22 protein-coding genes are annotated in these 19,535 nt (G+C 67.1%); 13 read left to right on the forward strand and 9 right to left on the reverse strand.

Annotation, left to right across the window (positions count from 1 at the left end):
- The 8 genes from ACZY0X_RS19335 to fmdA all read left to right on the forward strand — a co-directional run bounded on the left by ACZY0X_RS19335 (position 1) and on the right by fmdA (position 7,655).
- The gene (locus ACZY0X_RS19335) at positions 1 to 720 is read left to right on the forward strand and encodes an SDR family NAD(P)-dependent oxidoreductase (protein ID WP_463772687.1); all 720 of its coding nucleotides are present in this window, start codon (positions 1 to 3) and stop codon (positions 718 to 720) included.
- Positions 721 to 732: 12 nt separating this feature from the next.
- Entirely contained in the window at positions 733 to 1,695 is a 963-nt protein-coding gene (speB, locus tag ACZY0X_RS19340; protein WP_463772689.1) for an agmatinase, read from the forward strand.
- On the forward strand, positions 1,692 to 2,573 hold the full coding sequence (locus tag ACZY0X_RS19345; RefSeq protein ID WP_463772690.1) for a polysaccharide deacetylase family protein: 882 nt from the start codon (positions 1,692 to 1,694) through the stop codon (positions 2,571 to 2,573). The genes speB and ACZY0X_RS19345 overlap by 4 nt, the downstream gene beginning before the upstream one ends.
- Positions 2,574 to 2,591: 18 nt before the next feature.
- Positions 2,592 to 3,671 (forward strand): Rieske 2Fe-2S domain-containing protein, encoded by a 1,080-nt coding sequence (locus ACZY0X_RS19350; protein ID WP_463772691.1) that lies wholly within the window; start codon positions 2,592 to 2,594, stop codon positions 3,669 to 3,671.
- Positions 3,668 to 4,609 (forward strand): PDR/VanB family oxidoreductase, encoded by a 942-nt coding sequence (locus tag ACZY0X_RS19355; protein ID WP_463772693.1) that lies wholly within the window; start codon positions 3,668 to 3,670, stop codon positions 4,607 to 4,609. The genes ACZY0X_RS19350 and ACZY0X_RS19355 overlap by 4 nt, the downstream gene beginning before the upstream one ends.
- A 96-nt stretch (positions 4,610 to 4,705) precedes the next feature.
- On the forward strand, positions 4,706 to 5,959 hold the full coding sequence (locus ACZY0X_RS19360) for a PucR family transcriptional regulator (protein ID WP_463772694.1): 1,254 nt from the start codon (positions 4,706 to 4,708) through the stop codon (positions 5,957 to 5,959).
- A gap of 203 nt (positions 5,960 to 6,162) precedes the next feature.
- On the forward strand, positions 6,163 to 6,390 hold the full coding sequence (locus ACZY0X_RS19365) for a zinc ribbon domain-containing protein (protein ID WP_463772696.1): 228 nt from the start codon (positions 6,163 to 6,165) through the stop codon (positions 6,388 to 6,390).
- An 11-nt stretch (positions 6,391 to 6,401) separates the two neighbouring features.
- Complete coding sequence (gene fmdA, locus ACZY0X_RS19370; protein ID WP_463772697.1) at positions 6,402 to 7,655, forward strand: formamidase; 1,254 nt, start codon at positions 6,402 to 6,404, stop codon at positions 7,653 to 7,655.
- Positions 7,656 to 7,743: 88 nt separating this feature from the next.
- Here the strand turns inward: fmdA and ACZY0X_RS19375 are convergent, their stop codons facing one another.
- From ACZY0X_RS19375 to ACZY0X_RS19385, 3 genes are all read right to left on the reverse strand, one after another.
- Complete coding sequence (locus tag ACZY0X_RS19375) at positions 7,744 to 8,094, reverse strand: hypothetical protein (RefSeq protein WP_463772699.1); 351 nt, start codon at positions 8,092 to 8,094, stop codon at positions 7,744 to 7,746.
- 92 nt (positions 8,095 to 8,186) lie between these two features.
- Positions 8,187 to 8,888 carry a cutinase family protein gene (locus ACZY0X_RS19380; RefSeq protein WP_463772700.1) on the reverse strand — a complete coding sequence of 234 codons (702 nt, stop codon included), beginning with the start codon at positions 8,886 to 8,888 and terminating at the stop codon, positions 8,187 to 8,189.
- A 153-nt stretch (positions 8,889 to 9,041) separates the two neighbouring features.
- Positions 9,042 to 9,977: a DUF4349 domain-containing protein gene (locus ACZY0X_RS19385; protein ID WP_463772701.1), complete on the reverse strand. Its 936-nt coding sequence runs from the start codon at positions 9,975 to 9,977 to the stop codon at positions 9,042 to 9,044.
- 82 nt (positions 9,978 to 10,059) lie between these two features.
- Between ACZY0X_RS19385 and ACZY0X_RS19390 the strand changes: the two genes are divergently transcribed.
- On the forward strand, positions 10,060 to 11,265 hold the full coding sequence (locus tag ACZY0X_RS19390) for a metallophosphoesterase (RefSeq protein WP_463772702.1): 1,206 nt from the start codon (positions 10,060 to 10,062) through the stop codon (positions 11,263 to 11,265).
- On the opposite strand, the gene ACZY0X_RS19395 is transcribed toward ACZY0X_RS19390, so the two are convergent.
- Both ACZY0X_RS19395 and ACZY0X_RS19400 read right to left on the reverse strand, forming a co-directional pair.
- Positions 11,250 to 11,546, reverse strand: a complete 297-nt coding sequence (locus ACZY0X_RS19395; RefSeq protein ID WP_463772704.1) for a hypothetical protein — start codon at positions 11,544 to 11,546, stop codon at positions 11,250 to 11,252. The two genes, ACZY0X_RS19390 and ACZY0X_RS19395, sit on opposite strands and share 16 nt — an antisense overlap.
- A gap of 85 nt (positions 11,547 to 11,631) precedes the next feature.
- Positions 11,632 to 12,786, reverse strand: coding sequence for a hypothetical protein (locus ACZY0X_RS19400; protein ID WP_463772705.1), 1,155 nt, complete (start codon positions 12,784 to 12,786; stop codon positions 11,632 to 11,634).
- A gap of 149 nt (positions 12,787 to 12,935) precedes the next feature.
- On the opposite strand from ACZY0X_RS19400, the gene ACZY0X_RS19405 reads away from it, so the two are divergent.
- The 4 genes from ACZY0X_RS19405 to ACZY0X_RS19420 all read left to right on the forward strand — a co-directional run bounded on the left by ACZY0X_RS19405 (position 12,936) and on the right by ACZY0X_RS19420 (position 15,595).
- Positions 12,936 to 13,664, forward strand: coding sequence for a DUF899 family protein (locus ACZY0X_RS19405; protein ID WP_463772707.1), 729 nt, complete (start codon positions 12,936 to 12,938; stop codon positions 13,662 to 13,664).
- A 19-nt stretch (positions 13,665 to 13,683) separates the two neighbouring features.
- On the forward strand, positions 13,684 to 14,316 hold the full coding sequence (locus ACZY0X_RS19410) for a maleylpyruvate isomerase family mycothiol-dependent enzyme (protein WP_463772708.1): 633 nt from the start codon (positions 13,684 to 13,686) through the stop codon (positions 14,314 to 14,316).
- Positions 14,317 to 14,389: 73 nt separating this feature from the next.
- Positions 14,390 to 14,809, forward strand: coding sequence for a pyridoxamine 5'-phosphate oxidase family protein (locus ACZY0X_RS19415; protein WP_463772710.1), 420 nt, complete (start codon positions 14,390 to 14,392; stop codon positions 14,807 to 14,809).
- Between the two features lie 33 nt (positions 14,810 to 14,842).
- Positions 14,843 to 15,595, forward strand: coding sequence for an alpha/beta hydrolase family protein (locus tag ACZY0X_RS19420; protein ID WP_463772712.1), 753 nt, complete (start codon positions 14,843 to 14,845; stop codon positions 15,593 to 15,595).
- A gap of 19 nt (positions 15,596 to 15,614) precedes the next feature.
- On the opposite strand, the gene ACZY0X_RS19425 is transcribed toward ACZY0X_RS19420, so the two are convergent.
- From ACZY0X_RS19425 to ACZY0X_RS19440, 4 genes are all read right to left on the reverse strand, one after another.
- Entirely contained in the window at positions 15,615 to 16,838 is a 1,224-nt protein-coding gene (locus tag ACZY0X_RS19425; protein ID WP_463772713.1) for a Dyp-type peroxidase, read from the reverse strand.
- Positions 16,831 to 17,385: a copper chaperone PCu(A)C gene (locus ACZY0X_RS19430; protein ID WP_463772714.1), complete on the reverse strand. Its 555-nt coding sequence runs from the start codon at positions 17,383 to 17,385 to the stop codon at positions 16,831 to 16,833. The genes ACZY0X_RS19425 and ACZY0X_RS19430 overlap by 8 nt, the downstream gene beginning before the upstream one ends.
- A complete protein-coding gene (locus tag ACZY0X_RS19435; protein WP_463772716.1) occupies positions 17,378 to 18,811 on the reverse strand; it encodes a PepSY-associated TM helix domain-containing protein in 1,434 nt (477 codons plus the stop codon). The genes ACZY0X_RS19430 and ACZY0X_RS19435 overlap by 8 nt, the downstream gene beginning before the upstream one ends.
- Positions 18,812 to 18,952: 141 nt before the next feature.
- On the reverse strand, positions 18,953 to 19,501 hold the full coding sequence (locus ACZY0X_RS19440; protein WP_463772717.1) for a hypothetical protein: 549 nt from the start codon (positions 19,499 to 19,501) through the stop codon (positions 18,953 to 18,955).
- Between the last annotated feature and the right edge of the window lie 34 nt (positions 19,502 to 19,535).

Below are 19,535 nucleotides of genomic sequence, written 5' to 3' on the forward strand. Positions count from 1 at the left end.
ATGTCCAACACCTCTCGGGTTCTCATCACCGGCGTCGACACCCAGCTCGGTGCTGCCGTACGCGAGTACTTCACCGCCCGCGGCGCCACCACGACCGGAACGCGCGCGGGCAGCCGTGAGGCGTCCGAGGCGAACGGGGGCACGCTCACCGTGTGGGCTGACCCGACCAACCGTCACGAGGTTCGCCGTGCTGTGGCACAGGCAGCCGAACTCATGGGTGGGATCGACGCGTTGGTCGTCGCACATGGGCTGCCCCACGTTGCCGCGCTGAACGACCAGACTATGGACGCGTTCTGGGACCACGTCGATGCGACGCTGACCGGCAGCTTCCTCTACGCGCAGGCCGCGGCAGAGCAGATGCGGGACAACAGAACCGGTGGTCGCATCGTGCTGACCACATCGCGCTGGCACATCGGCGGTGCCGAGCTGTCGGCGGTCGCCGCCGCTGCCGGCGGCATCGTCGCGTTGACGAAGTCGCTGACCCGCGACTTCGGTGGCTTCGGGGTCGGCGTGAACGCCGTCGCGATCGGAGCCGTCGACTCGGAGTGGGCAGTGTGTGACGCCGCCGCGGGCGGCTCGAGTCTTACCCCGCCCACCGGTCAGGTGGGCACTGTCGAACAGGTAGCCGGGGTCATCGGTGTGCTGTGCCAGCGTCAGCTCGGTGCAGCCGTCGGACAGATCGTCAATGTCGATGGCGGGCTGTCGCGTAATCGTGTCTAGGAAGGGCAATCAATGAACAACGACAACGGCCGCAATGCGATTGTGGGAGCGGTGGATCCGGCTGTGCAGCCACGCTACGCCGGATGGACCACGTTCGCGCGGCTGCCGCGGCTCGAGGACGTGGGCCACGCCGACGTCGCCGTGGTGGGGGTGCCATTCGACAGCGCCGTCACCTACCGTCCCGGAGCCCGATTCGGGCCCAACGCGATCCGGCAGGGTTCCCGGCTCATCCGCGGCTACAACCCTGAACTCGACATCAAGCCGTTCGAGGTCTGCCAGTTCGCCGATGCGGGCGACATCGCGTGCAACCCGTTCGACATCGGCGAGGCCGTCGACCAGATCGCGGCGCAGCTGACCGACTTGCTGTCCAAGGGCACTCGTGCTGTGATCCTCGGCGGCGACCACTCGGTGGCGCTGCCGTCACTGCGCGCCGCGCACGCGGTACACGGCCCCATGGTGCTGGTGCACTTCGACGCCCACCTCGACACCTGGGACGGGTTCTACGGCGCCGACATCACGCACGGATCGCCGTTCCGCCGCGCGTTCGAGGAGGGGTTGTTGCTCGACCGCAACCTGCACGTCGGCGTTCGCGGGTCGATCTATGATCGAAAGGATCTCGTCGACGACGCCAGCTTCGGATTCTCCTGCATCACCTGCCGGGAGATCGACACGCTGGGGGCCGATGGCATCATCGACCGCATCCGTGAGGTGGCGGGCGACGCGCCTGTCTACGTGTCCGTTGACATCGACGTCCTCGACCCGGCCCATGCACCGGGAACGGGAACGCCGGAGGCCGGCGGCATGTCCAGCCGCGAGCTGCTCGCCGTCATCCGCGGACTTGAGCAGGTGAACCTGGTGGGTGCCGACGTCGTTGAGGTGTCGCCGGCCTACGACCACGCCGAGATCACAGCGGTCGCCGCCGCCAACGTCACATGGGAATTCCTGTCCGTCTTCGGAAGAAAGGCTCAACGATGACCGCTCTGACCCCGGCAGGACCGGTGTCGTGGCCACAGGGAAAGACCTGTGCCGTCGCGTTCACCTTCGACGTCGACGCGGAATCCCCGCTGTTGACAACCGATCCCGCGTTCGCCGACCGCATGGGCGCGATGTCGCACCAGGCGTACGGCCCGCTGGTCGGTGTCCCCCGCCTGCTCAACATCCTCGACGAGTTCAAGGTTCCGGGAACCTTCTTCGTCCCGGGCTACACCGCGCATCGGCACCCGGAACCGGTCCGCTCCATCGCGGCGGCCGGTCACGAGATCGCCCACCACGGCTATCTGCACGAGTCGCTGGTAGGTCTCGACGAGGACGCCGAACGCGAGATTCTCGATCGCGGGCTGCGAGCCCTCGAGGAGGTCGCCGGTGTTCGACCCGTCGGTTACCGCGCTCCCATGTGGGAGATGAACTGGCACACACCGAAGTTGCTCGCCGAGTTCGGCTTCGTCTATGACTCCACGCTGATGGACTCCGATCACCCCTATGAGCTTGCGGTCTCCGACGGCACCTCACTGGTTGAGCTACCGGTGAGCTGGGCGCTCGACGACTGGCAGCAATACTGCTTCGTGCCTGACTTCTCCGGCACGGGACTGATCGAGACGCCGGCCAAGGCGATCGAGCTGTGGCGCGCCGAACTCAACGCGATGCGCGATATCGGTGGTGTCTGGATTCTCACCAACCACCCCTTCCTGTCCGGACGGCCCGGCCGCGCGGCCGCACTGCGTGAGTTCATCGCGGAGGTATGCGCGATGGACGACGTGTGGGTGGCAGGCATGGCTCAGATTGCCGAGCACGTCCGTTCCGCGCAGCTCACGCCGCGCACCCTGACTCGTCCCAACCTCGGCCCCACCGTTTGATTTAAGGAGATTCGACCGATGAAGCAAGAGGCACTGACCCCGGACAAACTCCGCGAGGCGTACCAGCACGTGTGGTTCGTGGTGGCCCGCTCCCGGGATATCGGCACCCCCCAGGCCGCTCAGCTGCTCGACCAGAAGCTCGTGGTGTTCCGCGATGCCTCCGGTGTCGCACGGGTGACTGATCGACGCTGCGTCCATCGCGGCGGCAACCTGGCCGATGGTGTGGTCGACGGCAACAACATCGCCTGCCCGTATCACGGCTGGCAGTTCGACGGCGAGACCGGTGAGTGCCGCCACGTCCCCTCACTGCCCGAGGGTGGGCGGATTCCGCCGAAGGCGGCCATCAAGACGTATCCCGTCATCGAACGGTTCGAGCATGTGTGGACCTGCCTGGGCGACCCGGTCTTCGGTCTGCCGAATCCACCCGAGATCGAGGGCCTGGAGCTGGATTGGCTACCCGCCGAGCCGATCCACGCCGACTGTGGGTTCATGGCGGCGACCGAGAACTTCCGCGATATGGCGCACTTTCCGTTCGTGCACGAGGTGTCGATGGGTGAGGTGAATCCGGTCGTCGGCGACCTCGACGTCAAGCGTGAGGGACGTGAGGTGTGGGCGTCCTACTTCTACCAGCAGGTCCCCGACTCGAACTTCTCCAGCACCGGCGATGCCGTGATGCACTACCACTCCTACGCTCCGGGTATCGCGACGATTCTGTACGACTTCGGGGAGGAGATCGGCAAGCGCTACCTCGTCGACTTCCCCTCCCCGGTGAGCTACGACAAGTGCATCATCTTCTGGGGTGTGGCCACGGACAAGAACTTCCGTGGCGGCACCGTGGAGGAGATCCTCGAGATCGAGACCCAGGTCTTCAGCGAGGACACGCCGATTCTGGGTGGCCTTGAGCCCAAGGAGGTTCCGCTCGCCGGCCAGGCGTTCGAGGTGTCTGCACCTGCGGACATCTACACGCTGAACTATCGGCGTGCCACTCAGTACGCCGTGCAGACCATCCAGGAGTCTCGGGGCTTGACCGAGTCAGCCGAAAACGGTCGTGTGCTCGCTGGAGCCGGGAGTCCCGTCCCGGCGCCCGAGAAGCGATGAAGCTACTCGTCACCCAAATGCGGCTTGAGGCCGCAGGCGTTATCTCCGTGGTACTGCGGAGCGCGATAGGGGACCGGCTGCCCGAATGGGCAGCCGGTGCCCACGTGGCACTCACGCTGCCGTCGGGACTGCTGCGGCAGTACTCGCTCTGTGGGCCGCGCGAGGATCCGTTCAGCTACACGATCGCGGTCCTGCACGTCGAGGACGGCCGCGGCGGTTCGCGCGAGGTCCACGAGCGGTTGCGCGTCGGAGACGTCATCGAGGTCGGGGCGCCGCAGAACAACTTCGCTCTCGCCCCGGCCGAGCGGTACCTGTTCATCGCGGGCGGTATCGGCATCACTCCGATCCTCGCGATGATCGACTCACTTCGCGACCAGCCGGACCCGCCCCCGTTCCGGCTGATTTACGGCGGTCGCAGCCGATCGGCGATGGCGTTCCTCGATCGCGTCGGCGTCCTCGATAGTGTCGACCTGATCCCGCAGGACACCGCGGGCCTACCCGATCTCGATGGTGCGTTCGCCGACAGCCCTGCCGGCACCGCGGTCTACTGCTGCGGCCCGCCCGGGATGCTCACCGCGGTGCAGAGTGTCAGCGAACAGCACCCGGATCTGGCCCTGCACGTCGAACGGTTCGCCGCGAGCACCGAGGACGTCGTGCGAGCCGATGACGGAGCCTTCGAGGTGGCACTGGCCCGCACTGGCCGCACCATCATGGTGCCCCATGATCGGAGCGTCCTCGATGCGGTGCTCGAGGTGGCCCCGGACACCCCGTTCTCGTGCACCGCGGGCTTCTGCGGTACCTGCGAGACCAAGGTGCTGGAAGGGTCAATTGACCACCGTGATGATTTGCTGACGGACGATGAACGCCGGGCCAATGCCACCATGATGATTTGCGTTTCTCGCTCGCTGGGTGGTTGCAGGCTTACGCTCGACCTGTGATGGCCGCGGCTTCAGCCTAAGATCCGCAGGCATGGACGATCCCGCGCCGAAGCGCCGATGGTGGCCGGCGTGGGTGTAGTGGAGGGGAGATCTGCGGTGACTGCGATCGCGCCCCACGACGGTGTGGTGACGCTTGGCCAACTACTGGCCGAGGAGAGTCTTCAGGTCGAGGCACTGACCCCGATCCGTGATCTCGACCGGCCGATCCGCTACGTGTACCCCACAGAACTGGCCGACCCGTCCCAGTACCTCTCCGGTGAAGAGCTGATTCTCAGCATCGGTGTGCCCGTCGTCGACCAATCCGAGGATGCGGTTCGGCGCTATGTCACCGCGCTGATCGGGCAGGGGGTCACGGCGCTGGTCGTCGGGCTCGGCGACCTGTTCGACGCGCCACCCGAGGCGCTGGTGTCGGCCTGTCGGGACATGGATCTTCCGCTGCTGACCCTGGACGCCGCGGTACCGTTCCGCCGGATCGTCGACTGGGCCGAGTCCATGCGGGCCGCCGACCGGGAGGTGGGCACCCGTGAGGGCGATCTCGGATCGATACTCCGCTGGTTCGTGGCGGGCACATTGGGTGTCGGGCCCGTCGAGAACGCGCTCGGCGGTTACGGGTTGACCGGCGAGCCCGTCGTGGTCTGCGCGTTCACCTCCGATGTTCACACCCAGGTGCACGACCTGGTGGACCGCTACTCCGGTGCCGTCGCGCTGCTCGAGGACCGCATTGTCGCGCTGTGCACACAGACCGACGAGTTCACCACGGAGTTGGCCTCGTCGTCCCTGGTGTGTGGGGTCGCGATCGCTCCGGACGCGCAATCCATGGCGTATGCGATTCCCGAGGCTCTCGAGGCGCTGCACGAGGCGATTCGGTGGCGCCGCACCGTGCACATCGACGAGATCGCCACGCTCGAGGGTCTGTTGGCCGCGGTACCCAAGGTCCGGCTGGTGCCGTTCGTGCAGCGGCTACTGGTCCCGCTGGTCGACCAGGACAAGGTCAACAACTCCCACCTCGTCGCCTCCCTGGATGCCTTCCTGGCGCCGGACACGGATATCACGGCGGCCGCCAATCGGCTCTATGTCCACGTCAACACCCTGCGCAACCGGCTGGCCAAGATCGCCGAACTCACCGGTGCCAATCCGCTCGACGAGACCGACCGAATCAACTTCCGGATCGCCCTGTGGGCCGCGCTGAACATGGGCATGCGGGAGGACGCCGCCAATCCGCCCGGCGCGGATACCGGCGGTGCGCCCCGAACGGTCGCGGATTCGGGCGCTAAACCACTGCAGCACAACGTGATCAGGAAGACCTCCCGGCCTCCGACCTGGACTGCGCGGGGGCCGCGAACGCAGTGAGCGCCGGGTTCGTGCCGATTCTGTAGGGACCTACAGCCGGTGAGCGGTGACTTGTGCAGTTCTCCAAGTCCCGCGCCAGTACGGACACCCGTGGGTAATGTTGCGTGGGTCGGTTGCGTCACCGGACATAGTGAGGAAACCTCATGGTTCTCTACGCGTTTCGCTGCGAATCTGGCTGCGGCACAACGAAACAGATGTACTCGATGGCCGACCGTCCGGATGCGATAGAGTGCCCGGCTTGTGCAGGGTCGGCCCGCAGAACCATCGCGGCCCCGCACCTCGGCCGCGCCGGAAGCACAGCGATGGCACTGCAGGATGCAACCCGCGCCACCGCTGACCGTCCCGCGGTGGTGGCTGCGCCGTCACCGGTGACGCGGCCGCGCCAGAAGATCACCACCAATCCGCTTCACCAGACCCTCCCGCGAGCCTGAAGGAGTCCTCAATGCCCGATGTTGTGTTCCCGCTGGATTCGACCAAGAAGTTCACCAATCAGGAGAAGCTGGGCCACAACCGTTGGCATCCCGACATCCCCGCGGCGGTGACGGTCAAGAAGGGCGATTCGTTTCGGGTGCACTGCCGCGAGTGGTTCGACGGCGCGATCGTCAACGACGACTCCGCCGACGACATCCTCAACGCGCCGCTGACGACAGTGCACGTGTTGTCCGGTCCGATCGCCGTTGAGGGAGCGAAGCCCGGTGACCTGCTGATCGTGGACATCCTCGACGTCGGTCCGATCCCGCAGGAGGACTCCGGGCCGCTCGCAGGCCAGGGCTGGGGCTACACCGGCATCTTCCCAACCCAGAATGGCGGTGGCTTCCTCACCGAGCAGTTCCCCGACGCATACAAGGCCATCTGGGACTTCTCCGGTCAGAAGGCGACGTCGCGTCATGTCCCGCACGTTGAGTTCACCGGAATCGTCCATCCCGGCCTGATGGGCACGGCGCCGTCGGCGAAACTGCTCGGGACCTGGAACGCGCGCGAGGCCGCACTGATCGCCACCGATCCCGACCGGGTGCCGCCTCTGGCGCTGCCGCCCGAGCCGCAGGACGCGATCCTCGGCGGGCTGACGGGCGACGCCTTCACCAGGGCCGCCGCGGAGGCCGCCCGCACTGCGCCGCCGCGTGAGAACGGCGGCAACCAGGACATCAAGAACTTCACCAAGGGCAGCCGCGTCTTCTACCCCGTGTTCGTCGACGGTGCGAACCTGTCGGTCGGCGATCTGCACTTCTCCCAGGGGGACGGTGAGATCACCTTCTGTGGCGCCATCGAGATGGGTGGCTTCATCGATCTGCGGGTCGACGTCATTCCCGGTGGCATGGAGACCTACGGGGTCAGTGAGAACGCAATCTTCATGCCGGGCAACACCGACCCGCAGTACTCGGAGTGGCTGGCGTTCTCCGGCACCTCGGTCACGCTCGACGGTGAGCAGCGCTACCTGGACTCTCACCTGTCCTACCAGCGGGCGTGTCTGCACGCGATCGACTACCTCACCAAGTTCGGGTACAGCCCAGAGCAGGCCTACCTCCTGCTCGGTGCGGCACCCATTGAGGGGCGGCTCTCGGGTGTCGTCGACATCCCCAATGCCTGTGCGACGGTCTACATCCCGACGGCCATCTTCGACTTCCCCGTGGAGCCGACGGTGGCCGGGCCGGTCAAGATCGACCCGGGTATGGGCGCCCCACGCGCGTCGTTCTGACCTGGGTGCCGCGAAGGTACCGCGAGATCTGCAGCAGTGTCGTGATTTTTGGCTCAGCCACGACGCTGGTGCAGATCTCGGTGCATCGCTAGGTCCACAGGGTGGCGATCAGCACGTTGACGATCCCGAGGCCGCCGGCGGCGTGGGTCATCCACGCCACCTTCTTGCCGCGTTTCGCGGCGCCGCGGCCCATTTCGGCGAACGCGCAGACCAGCACGGCGATGATGAGCTTCACGCTGATCTTGATCATGTTGGGGTCTTTGCCCAGGATCTCGATGGACTCGGCCATGCCCACCAGGGCAACACCGGTGATGAGCTGCACCCTGGCGCCCCAGACCATCACCTCGTTGACGGCAGGTTGGCCCGCGAGATACCCGCCTACAAGGGCGGCCATTCCCAGCAGGTGCGTGACGACGACGATGTTGTACACAAGATCCACAAACGGCGAGGTTACGCGAGTGGTGAGCTAATTACTACAATGCGTAGTACGCGGGCGCGCCCGATCTGGATGGGGTTGCGCGGTGGTCCGGATCAGGTGCGGCTCACGGCGAACGTCGCAGCCTCGTTGGTCATCCCGTTGGCTCCATACAGCGCGTGCGAGAAGGTGGGCATGCCGTCTGGTGCACCGTCGCAGATCGTGTCGCCGCCTGCGCAGAGGTCGATGGTCTTGTCCACGTAGCGCGGCCCGATCGTGATGGCCGGCGCGCCGTACTTGCTCAGGAACGAGCCGGACGGTTTGCCGAACAGCGTCACGGCCGCCACGTGGTCGGCCACGTCGAGCGGCATCGGCGCCGGGACGAGAGCGGCCGGAACACCCGGGGGGACTTCGGCGGCGGTGACGAAGCCTGCGACCACCGCGCCCTGGGAGAAGCCGCCGAGCACCACCTTGGTGTTGGGGCAGTTCGCCGCGGTGGCCTGCACGTGAGCACCCGCGTCGCGGATTCCCTCGACAACCGTGCTGGCGAACGCCTCACGGTTGTTGAAATCGCCGCTCGCCGCGTAATTGACCGGGTAAACGGCGAGCGACCGATTACCCAGCTGAGCACGCAGCGAATCGACGAATGCCTGCCCCACGCCGCCCACGCCCGGTGGCTCACCCGTGCCGCGGGCGAACACCACCTCCACGTCGGGGCACGGTTCGGCGGCGGCCGTTGGCGCGGATGTGCTGAACAGGACGGCACCGCTGGCCAGGACTGCAGAGCCAAGGAACCGCGTGATGGGGCCTGTCCTCATGGTGAACTCCTTCGGAGGTCGGGCGCTGGCAGTGCGACGTTCGTCGCGATTGGGTTAATACCCCCGTGTTTGCCACCGAAAACCCGAACCCGACTGAGGACGTGACGTTGCGTGAGATGTCGTCGCTGCCGGCAACCGACTACGACTGCGATGTCAGGACGATTGCCCCGCCGGATCATCCTTGGACGCAGGGGGATTCGGCGCCGGTGTTGAAGCGGGCGCCGGTGCTGGTGCTGCGCTCGTCGCCGGCTCTGCCACCCGGCGGCTTCGTAGAGTCCTGCGCAGTGCCCAGAAGGCGCCGCCGATGACGAGAAACACCGGAATCCACGGCAGCAGGAACCCGATGGCGTGGCTGAGTCCCGAGGCGGCGCTGACCAGTGCGCGCCACCCCTGCTCGACGGCGCCGACGAAGCCGACCCGCGAGACACTCGGTTCCGAGGACAGATCCACCGTGATCGTGGCGTAGGAGATCTGGTCGCCGAGTGTGGCGCGTTGGGCTTGTAGCGAATCCAGTTCGGCCTGTCGTTGCGTCAGTGAACTCTCCGCGGCGAGAAGGTCTTCGGTGCTGGTGGCCTTGTTCATCAGGTCGAGTAGACGGTTGGTCGACGTCTGCAGGGCCTTGATCCTGGCGTCGAGGTCGACGCGCTGCGAGGTGACATCGTCGTAGTTGATCGACTTGGATTCCACGACACCGAGTTCGTCGATCTTGGCGAGAACCGCATCGACCTTGTCCGACGGTATCCGCAGCGTCAGAGTCACCGACGGCGTGGTCGACCCGCTCTGATCGGTTCGCGCCTCGACCCGCCCGCCGGCCTCGGAGGTGGCGGCCGCGAACTTGTCGGCGGCCGATATGGGATCGGACACCGTCATTCGCATCGAACCGGTGGTGACGATGTCGGGACCGTCGGCGACGGCGTCCTGCCCGGGCGGTGCCTCGGGCGCGAACTCCTGTTTGGCGGGGGCCGCCGGGGCCGGGGCCCCGCCGCCATAGGACGGCTGCCCCTGGTTGCCGCCGGCGCAGCCGGTGATGACCAGAAGCAGGACACCCACCATGGCCAGCAGTCGAACGATTCGTCCCCCCACGCTCATCTCTCGACCATACCGACGAGATGATCTTGGTTGCTGGCGTTGCTGAGTGCGGTTCCGGCAGGGGCAGTGTGCAATGGGTGGCATGTTCATCGTCATCCTCAGCGCGATCCTGGGGCTCATGACGGTGTACCTGTGGAAACGCTTGGTCAAGGACACGACTGCACCGGGACGCGTGCGGTGGATCCTCACGGCTGTCCTGCTCGCGCTCACCGTCCTGCTGCTGGCGACGCTGGTCCTGCCTCGCGTCACCGGAGTGCCCGAGGCGGCGTGGTTGGCGTGGCCGGGCTACCTCTGGTTTGGGCTCCTGGCCTACCTCTTCCTCACACTGCTCGCGCTGGAGCCGGTCCGGCTCGCGGCACGGGCGTGGGTGAAGCGCACGCGACCGGACGCCGTCGCGGCTGCCCCGGCGGCCACGCCCGAGCCCGCCCCTGAGCCCGAGCCTGCGCCTGCGGTGAACCGGCGGGTGTTCATCGCGCGAGCCAGTGCTGTCGCCGCGGGCGCGGCATCGGTGGGTCTGGTCGCGGTCGGTGCCGCCAATGCACTCGGTCCACCGGACCTGTTGAGGGTGCCGGTACGACTGCGCAGACTCGATCCGGCGTTCAACGGATTCCGGATCGCGGTGGTGTCCGATGTCCACCTCGGTCCGTTGTCTGGCCGCGCGCACACCGAACGAATCGTCAGGATGATCAACGAGGCCGAGCCGGACCTCGTGGCGATCGTGGGGGATCTGGTCGACGGCACCGTCGAGCAGCTCGGTGCAGCCGCGGAACCGTTGCGGGACTTGAACTCCCGTGAGGGAACATTCTTCGTCACCGGTAACCACGAGTACTTCGTCGATGACACGTCATCGTGGCTGCGTGAGCTGGAGCGGCTCGGCGCGCAGCCACTGCAGAACGAGAACACCACGATCCGGCGCGGAGGCGCCGCGTTCGACCTGGTCGGCGTCAACGACATCGCGGGAGAATCGCGATCAACCCCACCCGACTTCGAGCGAGCGTTGACCGGAGTGGATCCCTCGGGGCCGACAGTCCTCCTCGCGCACCAACCGGTTCAGGTGCTTGACGCCGCCGCGCGCGGGGTGGACCTGCAACTGTCAGGGCACACCCATGGTGGACAGATGTGGCCGTTCCACTACGTCGTCGGCGCTGTCCAGCCGTCCCTCGCCGGGCTGTCAACCGTGGGCGACACTCAGCTCTACGTCTCGCGGGGTGCGGGCTTCTGGGGCCCGCCGGTCCGGATCGGCGCGCCCCCGGATATCTCGGTGTTGACCCTTCAGTCCGACGCGTAGACGCTGGTGGCGGCTCGCCGCCCAGAATTCAAAAACCCAGTGACCCAATCTGCCGAGGCGAACTCACCAAATCGTCGTGGTTCATTGATGACCTCGCGACTCCACTGTCCGTCGTGGCTCCGGATCGACAGGATCACGGGGCCGACGAAGATGTTGCCGCTGAAGGTGAACTGTTGGATGTGTCCGTCGTCGGTCTGGACCTCGACGTCGTAGCTGACGTGCCCCCCATCCCCAGCGATGCGCCTGATCTGACGGATGGTCGCGATATTTGTACTCGACATTAATTACCCCCACGTCAACACTCGGGCATCGAGGGCGTCACGTCAACACCGAACTTCGCTTATGGGCGTAACGGTCGCCGCCACGTCAGCAGGACAGCCCGGGCAGCGAGTCGCTTCGGACGACACTCAGATTCGGCGGAACCAACTTGTTGGGGACAACGCCGACGTCGACAGCGATGGTGCCACCGTCGGCGCCGCGCGTGAGGTTGGCCAGGTAGGTGACCGCCCCCGAGCGCGTGTCGACCACCGCCGTATACGCGTCGCGGTCACTGCCCTCGCGCGGCCCGCGCTCGATGACCACGTACGGTCCCACCACCGACACCAGTGGCACGCTCAGCGTGATCGGCGCGACGACTTCGCCTGTGACACGGACCAATCCGGAATCGGGTGACCACCATGCGACACCGGTGCCGCCTTCATCGAGACCGGTGAGCCAGGCGTAGGCGGTGCCATCCGTCGCGACGGACACCCGGTCCTGGCCGTTGCCCACCGACTCGGCGACGGCGGGCGGCAGCGTGCCGTCGATCTTCATCTGCGGCATTCCCGGGCCCTCGCGGGACCAGGTGAGCCCGGCTGCGGAGGTACGCAGGTCACGCGCAGAGTCCACCGGTGTCTCGTCGACCGCGCTCGTCGCGAAATCGTCGGACCTGAGCGTGGTGGTGTCATCGTCGCGGGACTCGTGGGTGAGCCAGTACACCTTGCCGTCGAACAGCGCGACCGAGTCGATGGCGTTGCGTCCGGTCGTGTAGTCGGCCATGCTCCGCTGCGCGATAGTCCGCACCGGCCCGCCCTGTCGATCGACCACGTCGATCCTGATCAACCCCGGCAGCACCCCGTTGGATCCGCGTGGGATGCGGTCCACGCCGATGACGATCCAGCGGTCGTCGATCGCCGCGAAACCCACGTCGTTCTTGTCGGGTTCGGGCACGGCGTAGATCTCGGCGACTGACTTGTCGGCACCGATCAACAGCACGTCGCGGGTGTCGCCGTTGTCGCGGACCGCGACGACCTCGCCGGCCCGACTGACGGTCAGCGGCAGCGTCGAGATGCCGCCCGTGTCGACTCTGCCGGCGTCGATCGCCGACTGCCAGGCCGCTGGGACTGCCACCTCGCAGAACGGACGCTCTATCTCCGCATGCTCCGCAGGCGGTGTGTCGGTGGATTTGCACGCCACGGTTGCCACCACGGTCAGTGCCGCGATCGCTGCGGCGCAGACGCGAATGTGCAGTGAACCAGCCATCAATCCGACCTCCCAGCCGACGCCCTGCGCGCAGGGTAACGCCGCCATCCCACGCGAGAACGCTGGCGTGCGGCGATGAGTTGTGCTCGCCGTCGCGGTCTACCCATTCAGGCCGCATCGAACGCGGCGCCCAGGACCAGGAGGTGACCATGATCGCGAGGGAGGCGACGTACCCGCTGCCCGCCGTCGCAGCCCGGCCAGCGTGGCAGGCCGAAGTCGATCGGCTGACCGAGCGCGAGAAGGCGCACACACGGGAGGGCGATGCCATCGCCGCGGCGAGACGACGGCTGCCGATGGTGGAGGTCGACGCCCGGATTCCGCTGATCGGCGCAGACGGACCGGTGCCATTGGTGGACGTCTTCGAGGGACGCCGACAGTTGCTCGTCTACCTGCACATGTGGCACGACGGGAAACCGGCCGATGAGCAGTGCGAGGGCTGCACCTTCTTCACCGGTCACGCCCAGGAGCTGTCCTACCTGCACAGTCGCGACGTCACGTACGCGACGTTCTGTGAGGGCCCCTATGCCGAGAGCGCGCGGTATCGCGACTTCATGGGATGGACGATGCCGTGGTACTCGCTGACCGAGGCAGCTGACCTGCTCGCGGGCCGATCGGTCGGCTTCTACGCCTGCTACCTGCGCGCCGGCGACCGAGTGTTCGAGACCTACTGGTCGACCGGCCGCGGCACCGAGGCGGGCGCCAACAGCTACCACCTGCTTGATCTCACCGTCTACGGGCGGCAGGAGACGTGGGAGGACTCGCCGGAGGGTTGGCCGCAGCCGTATGCGACTGCGGGACAACAGTTCCAGCTGAACGGGCGACCGGCGTCGCAGTGGTCACGCCTGGCGGCCGGGCGCTCCGACGATCTGCGCGGCTGACGGTACGGGAGCAGACACGATGGTGAACCGATCGGAGGTGTGGCCAATTGTGCACGCCGAACGCGCACGGCTGGTGGCGGACCTGAGGTGTATTCCCAGCGCGGCATGGGCGGCACCGTCGCTGTGCGACGGGTGGAACGTGCACGACGTCGTGGCGCACCTCGTCGACACCGCGAAGACGTCGCGGCTCGGCTTCATCGTGCGGATGATTCGGGCGCGGTTGGACTTTGACCACGACAACGATCTTGGGGTTCGTCGAGAGATTACCGACGATCCGCGCAGGACACTCGAGGCGTTGCGCGCGGTGTCCGACTGGACACTGACGCCACCGGCTCCGTTGGCGACACGCCTCGTCGAGGCATTCGTCCACGGTGAGGACATCCGGCGGCCCCTCGGGATCGCGGCGGAATACCCGTTGCACGCGGTGGTGACGGCCCTGACCTACCAGGCTAGGACGGGTGCGGTGATGGGCGGCGGCCGCGAGCGCATCGATGGCCTCCGCCTGGTCGCCACCGACTCGGGTCTGACCCATGGACAGGGACCGCAGGTGAGGGGACAGTCGATCGATCTCCTCATGGCAGTCTCCGGCAGACCGGTCCCCGTCGACGCCCTCGACGGTCCTGGTGCCGCCATGCTCGTCGGGTCGGCTTGATCCGCTCGGGGAATCGGCCGGACCGGGTGTGGGTTGCACCCGGGGAACCCGAGCTGTCGAAAGGATCTCCTCAATGGCGAAGATGAACGGCGACGAGCGCGAAGCGTTCCTGGCGGATCTACACGTAGGTGTGGTCGCGGTCGAGCGGCAGGACCGGGCACCGTTGGCGGTACCCATCTGGTACGGCTATGAGCCCGGCGGCGAGGTGCTGCTGTGGACCGATGCCGGAACCGTCAAGGAGAAGCTGATCCGAGCCGCCGGACGCTTCGCGATCTCGGTTCAGGTGGAGACGCCGCCATATCGCTATGTCACCGCGGAGGGGCCGGTCACGGGTATCGAACCCGCTGAGGACGCGACGGTACGCGCGATCGCGATCCGCTATCTCGGCGAGGAGGAGGGCAACGCCTTCACCGACGAGAACCTCGGGTCGAACTCCGTCATCATCCGCATGCGCCCGGAGCAGTGGCTGAGCACCGACTACTCGAAGGACTAATCCGGGGAGCGTGTCGGTGACAAAATGACGCGCGTGGCCGAGCGCATCAGATTCCCCAGCACGACGGGACCCGAGCTGGCGGGCGTCATCGAAGCCCCTAGCGGCGAACTCCGTGGCTGGGGTGTCTTCGCCCACGGCTTCACCCTCGGCAAGGACTGCCCGGCGGCGAACCGGATGTGCAAACAGCTCGCGAGCGAGGGCATCGGAATGCTGCGCTTCGACAACCTCGGGCTGGGCGACTCCGACGGTGACTGGGGCGACGGTTCGTTCTCGCACAAGGTCGCCGACACCGTGCGCGCAGTGGAGGTGATGAACGCGTCGGGCCGCGAGGTGCGACTGCTCGTCGGGCACTCCTTCGGCGGGGCAGCGGCGATCGCCGCAGCCCACCACTGCGATACCGTCGCCGCGGTGGTCAGCGTCGGCGCGCCCTACGACCCCGCCCACGTCGAACACAACTACGACGCGCTGATCCACCGGATCGAGGCCGACGGTGAGGCACCCTTCCCCGTCGGCGGCAAGGCCCTGACACTCAAGCGGCACTTCGTCGAGGACGTCCGTGCCGCCGATCTGACGGAGCTGATCCGCACGTTGCGCCGTGCACTGTTGGTGATGCACTCGCCGACCGACAACACCGTGGGCATCGCGAACGCCAGCGAAATCTTCCGAACTGCGCGACACCCACGGAGTTTCGTCTCACTCGAGGGCGCCGACCATCTGCTCACCGGCAAGAATCAGGCCGCACGGGCAGCCAGAATCATCAGCGCCTGGGTGGATCCCTATCTGTGAGCCCGGCGACGCCTCGATCTCACCCCGATCCCTCAAGTAGGGACTGACCGAGATAGCCGCCGTCGCTGGCACCGGGCAGTATCGCGAAGACGCCCGATCCGATCGTGGTGATCCAGCGGTTGAGTGCATCGGCTGCCGCGAGCCGCTGCTGCACCGGTGTGAACTGCGTCGCGGGGTTCCGTTGGTACACAGCGAATATCAGACCGCTGTCGGTCGTATGACCCGTCTCCGGGGCATCGTCGTAGTTGTAGGGCCTGCGCAGGAACTGCTCGTCGGCGGTGCGGTGCCGCGCCAGAGCGATGTGTGCATTGGGTGGGATGACGGGAATCCCGTTCGCAGTGGCGGAGAGATCGGGTTCGTCGGACTCGAGCTGACCGGTCAGCGGCGCGCCGGTGTCGAGTCGCCGGCCGACGGTGAACTCCTTGCTCGCGCGGTCGAGTTCGTCCCAGGTGTCCATCTCGGCGCGGATGCGCCGCAGCACCAGCACGGTGCCGCCGGCGAACCAGGGCTGGGTGGTCCCGTCGTCCCACACGTTGCGATCCAGCCCCGCCGTGTCGCGGATGTTGACGGTGCCGTCGACCTGCCCCATCAGGTTGCGCATCGAGGCACCGGACTGGTCGGCTCCGTGAGCGTTGCGAAAGCCGCTCTGCCGCCACCGTTGTGACGTCAGCGCGCGCACATTCTTGAGCAGGACCCGGCTGGCGTGGGCGATGACGGCAGGATCGTCCGCGCAGAGCTGTAACAGCAGATCGCCTCCGCGCCAACGAGGCTCGAGGCGGTCGGTGGTGAAGCTCGGCAACTCGGCGACCGATGCGGGTCGCCGAGCGCCGAGGCCAATGCTGTCGAACACGCCCGGCCCGAGACCGACTGTGACGGTGAGCCGAGCGGGACGTCGTGCGAGCTCGGGTTCGGTGTCGGCCAGGGCGGGCATGCCCTGAGTCAGCCTCTCAGCGTCCGCACTCCACAGTTTCAGCACCGCGCCGAGCGTCTCACGCGGGCTGCGGTGAGCCTGAGGTGCCAAGTCGAGCCCAATGAACAGCGCGTGCGCCTGCGGCGGCGTGGCGACACCACTCTGATGCACGCCGAAGAACGGTTCGGTCCGACTACCGAAACCATCCACCGCCGTGGCGGATCGGGCGGCACCACACTGGGTCACGGCAGCGCCCGCGGCCAATGCGGCGGCACTCCCCGCGAGCAGTCTGCGCCGGTTGACCGCGAATGCGCGCCGTGTCGAGTCAGCCATGATCGTGGCCCTTCGGCCCGTCATCGGCGTCTTCCGCGGCGTGGTACTGCTCGTTTGCTCCGACGAAGTCGCGGACCTGCGCGGTGAAGGGCAGCGTCGAGCCGTCCTCGAACTCGATCGTGAGCGTGACGTCGGCGCCGGGTGCCAACGGCGCCACCAGGTCCATCAACATCAGGTGATCACCGCCCGGCACCAGGTCATACGTGCCGCCGGCCGGAATCACCACACCGCCGGCCTTGGGGCGCATGGTCTTCGCGCCCGTACCGTCGGCCGCCACCTCGTGGACCTCCACACGGCCGGCAGCCGGTGAACTTCCCCTTACGATGCGGGCCTCGTGATCACCGGTGTTCGTGAACGTGCCGAACACCGCTGTAATACCCATGTCTGCCGAACTCGCCCACTGCTCAGCGATGGTGACGGCCTCCGCCATCGGTGCGTCATCGTGATCTGCGGGAGACGTACAGCCCACAGCTGTCCACGCCACCAGTGCCAGCGAGATGTACCACCGTGCCCGCCTCGTTGTGCCATTCCTCGTTGTGTCATGCATTGTCTTCCACCTTCCGTTCGTTGGATGTCTTGTGCCGCTTGGCCATTGCGATGGCGATGTCAGCGGCCACGAATGCGGCCAGGCTGAGCCCGAGCAGCGGCAGGAACCAGCCGATGCCGACCACGGCGACCACCAGGCCGGCGATGGCTGGCCGGGAGAGCCGTCTGACTCCGCCGCGCGTCGGTGCTCGGCCAACAGCCCATGCCGAACCACGAGTGGGACGGCGCTGCCACCACATCCGGTAGCCGCGGACGATGACGGTCACCAGCCCGACCGCGACTCCGAGCAACACCAGCTGGTTGAGCAGTCCGAACAGCAGGCCCATGTGGGCGCGGATGCCCCAGTCGGCGAGCTTGGCCACCAGCGAGTAGTCACGCCAGAAGTCGATCTGGCCGGCCACCGTGAGTTGGTCGGGATCGATCGACGCGGCGTTAGTCGTCAACCGGTACGGCGCGTCGATCTCGGTCACCCCGACGGCCTGGCCGCCCTCGGTGGGCAGCGTGAGCTCCAGCGGAGCATGCACGCCGGCGCCCGCCGCGGCCGCGAGAACGGCGTCGTAGTCGATCGATGCCGGATCGCCCGTCGCGTGGACCGGCGCGGTGCCGCCGTGGCCCGCGTGCTCCAGCGCCGTGTCCAGTTGCGGGCGTTGCCAACTCAACGCCGTCCTGATATCGGTGACGTGAGCACCGGCATATGTCGACCACGTGATACCCGTCGCCGACAGGAACAAGAGCGCGGCCAGCAGCCAGATCCCCGTGGTGCCGTGCCAGTTCAGGGTGCGTGCTCGGCCCGTCGCGCTGCGATCCACCGACAGCACCCGGCCCGCGCGGTTGCGTCGTCGCTCACCGGCTGCCTTGACCAGCCACAGATACAGGCCACCGAGTGCCACCACCCACAGCCACGATGCGGCGAGTTCGCTGTAGATCCGGCCGGGTTCACCGAGATTCAGGTGGCGGTGCAGCCCGTCGAGCCAGGTGCTCAGCGGCAGATAGCCGAGCCATGTCGCCTCGTCACCGAGCACACGTCCCGTGTACGGGTCGACGAACACGGCGCGCGACCACTCCTCATCGAGTGTGGGATCGCTGAAGTAGACGCGCGTGGACTCGGTACCGGTGGCCGGCGGCCGCATGCCGGTCATCGTCAGGTCGGGGAACGCATTTCGTGCCGCTGCGGCCTGATCTCTCAACGGCAGTGGTTCCCCGGTCGGCTCGACGAACAGGACGTCGTCGTAGACGAACCTCTCCATCGTGGGGGCCAACGCATAGAGGCCACCGGTCACCGCGGCGACCAGGATGAACGGGGCCACCAGGACGCCTGCATAGAAGTGCAGGCGGGCGATCAGCGGTCGCCAACTGCGTTGGGCCGGTGGTGGAGGGGTTGGTGTGGGGGTGTCTTCAGGGATTGTCGTGTCTTTGGGCAAAGTCATGTACTTCAAGCCTTTTGCAGTCGTTGTGCTGCGAGACGAGACGCGCGATGGCGTGCTCAATCGGTGGGCGATCGCAGATGGAGCGACGCCCAACATGGCCGCGGCGTCGGCCGCGGCAGGCAAGGAGAAGGAGAGAGACCGCTATGCGGTCGCGGAGCCCAGCCGAGGCGGAGCCCGCATACCCAGGCCAGAGAAGGCCAGAACCGGCCGTGCGATGACGACACTGGTCATGCGGCACGACGGACGGGAGACCGGCTCGGCGGCCGATATCGCGAAAAGCCGCAGCCAGCACAGCACTGAGGAGCAGACCACGTACAGGTGCTCGACGGCGGTGATGGCAACGGCGAGCAGAACGGCGGCCGCAGCGTGGGTCGCGAGCATCGAGGGACTCAGCCCCAGCCAGTCGCCGCCGTGGTGATGGCCGCCCGCCATCGCGAGGGACACGTGGCCCAGCAGTTGGGCGGCGCCAAGGGCGGCCGCGGTGCTCAGGAGCCGGCTGGCGCGTCCGTCGAACCGGGTGCAGCCGCACAGCGCGCCCACCGCGGCGCACACCAGCAGCGCTATGAGGAGGGCGGCGCCCCGCGGCATGCCGCCGCCTGCCGCGCTGTGGGCACCGGTCGTGACGACCGCCGAAGACGCCCCGACCAGGGCACCGCGCACCCAGCGGGCGCGTGACTTCGGCGTGCTCACCCGCGCACCATACCGCCGCCTCTACTACAACGCC

It is taken from the genome of Mycobacterium sp. IDUB_39 (genome assembly GCF_055419205.1).

Bases quoted from the DNA above. Each gene is read 5' to 3' on its own strand.
- ACZY0X_RS19380 (WP_463772700.1), bottom strand. From the start codon at position 8,888: ATGAGGACAGGCCCCATCACGCGGTTCCTTGGCTCTGCAGTCCTGGCC.
- fmdA (WP_463772697.1), top strand. From the start codon at position 6,402: ATGCCCGATGTTGTGTTCCCGCTGGATTCGACCAAGAAGTTCACCAAT.
- ACZY0X_RS19415 (WP_463772710.1), top strand. From the start codon at position 14,390: ATGGCGAAGATGAACGGCGACGAGCGCGAAGCGTTCCTGGCGGATCTA.
- ACZY0X_RS19395 (WP_463772704.1), bottom strand. From the start codon at position 11,546: ATGTCGAGTACAAATATCGCGACCATCCGTCAGATCAGGCGCATCGCT.
- speB (WP_463772689.1), top strand. From the start codon at position 733: ATGAACAACGACAACGGCCGCAATGCGATTGTGGGAGCGGTGGATCCG.
- ACZY0X_RS19405 (WP_463772707.1), top strand. From the start codon at position 12,936: ATGATCGCGAGGGAGGCGACGTACCCGCTGCCCGCCGTCGCAGCCCGG.
- ACZY0X_RS19350 (WP_463772691.1), top strand. From the start codon at position 2,592: ATGAAGCAAGAGGCACTGACCCCGGACAAACTCCGCGAGGCGTACCAG.
- ACZY0X_RS19390 (WP_463772702.1), top strand. From the start codon at position 10,060: ATGTTCATCGTCATCCTCAGCGCGATCCTGGGGCTCATGACGGTGTAC.
- ACZY0X_RS19345 (WP_463772690.1), top strand. From the start codon at position 1,692: ATGACCGCTCTGACCCCGGCAGGACCGGTGTCGTGGCCACAGGGAAAG.
- ACZY0X_RS19430 (WP_463772714.1), bottom strand. From the start codon at position 17,385: ATGCATGACACAACGAGGAATGGCACAACGAGGCGGGCACGGTGGTAC.
- ACZY0X_RS19435 (WP_463772716.1), bottom strand. From the start codon at position 18,811: ATGACTTTGCCCAAAGACACGACAATCCCTGAAGACACCCCCACACCA.
- ACZY0X_RS19425 (WP_463772713.1), bottom strand. From the start codon at position 16,838: ATGGCTGACTCGACACGGCGCGCATTCGCGGTCAACCGGCGCAGACTG.
- ACZY0X_RS19400 (WP_463772705.1), bottom strand. From the start codon at position 12,786: ATGGCTGGTTCACTGCACATTCGCGTCTGCGCCGCAGCGATCGCGGCA.
- ACZY0X_RS19355 (WP_463772693.1), top strand. From the start codon at position 3,668: ATGAAGCTACTCGTCACCCAAATGCGGCTTGAGGCCGCAGGCGTTATC.
- ACZY0X_RS19385 (WP_463772701.1), bottom strand. From the start codon at position 9,977: ATGAGCGTGGGGGGACGAATCGTTCGACTGCTGGCCATGGTGGGTGTC.
- ACZY0X_RS19365 (WP_463772696.1), top strand. From the start codon at position 6,163: ATGGCCGACCGTCCGGATGCGATAGAGTGCCCGGCTTGTGCAGGGTCG.
- ACZY0X_RS19410 (WP_463772708.1), top strand. From the start codon at position 13,684: ATGGTGAACCGATCGGAGGTGTGGCCAATTGTGCACGCCGAACGCGCA.
- ACZY0X_RS19335 (WP_463772687.1), top strand. From the start codon at position 1: ATGTCCAACACCTCTCGGGTTCTCATCACCGGCGTCGACACCCAGCTC.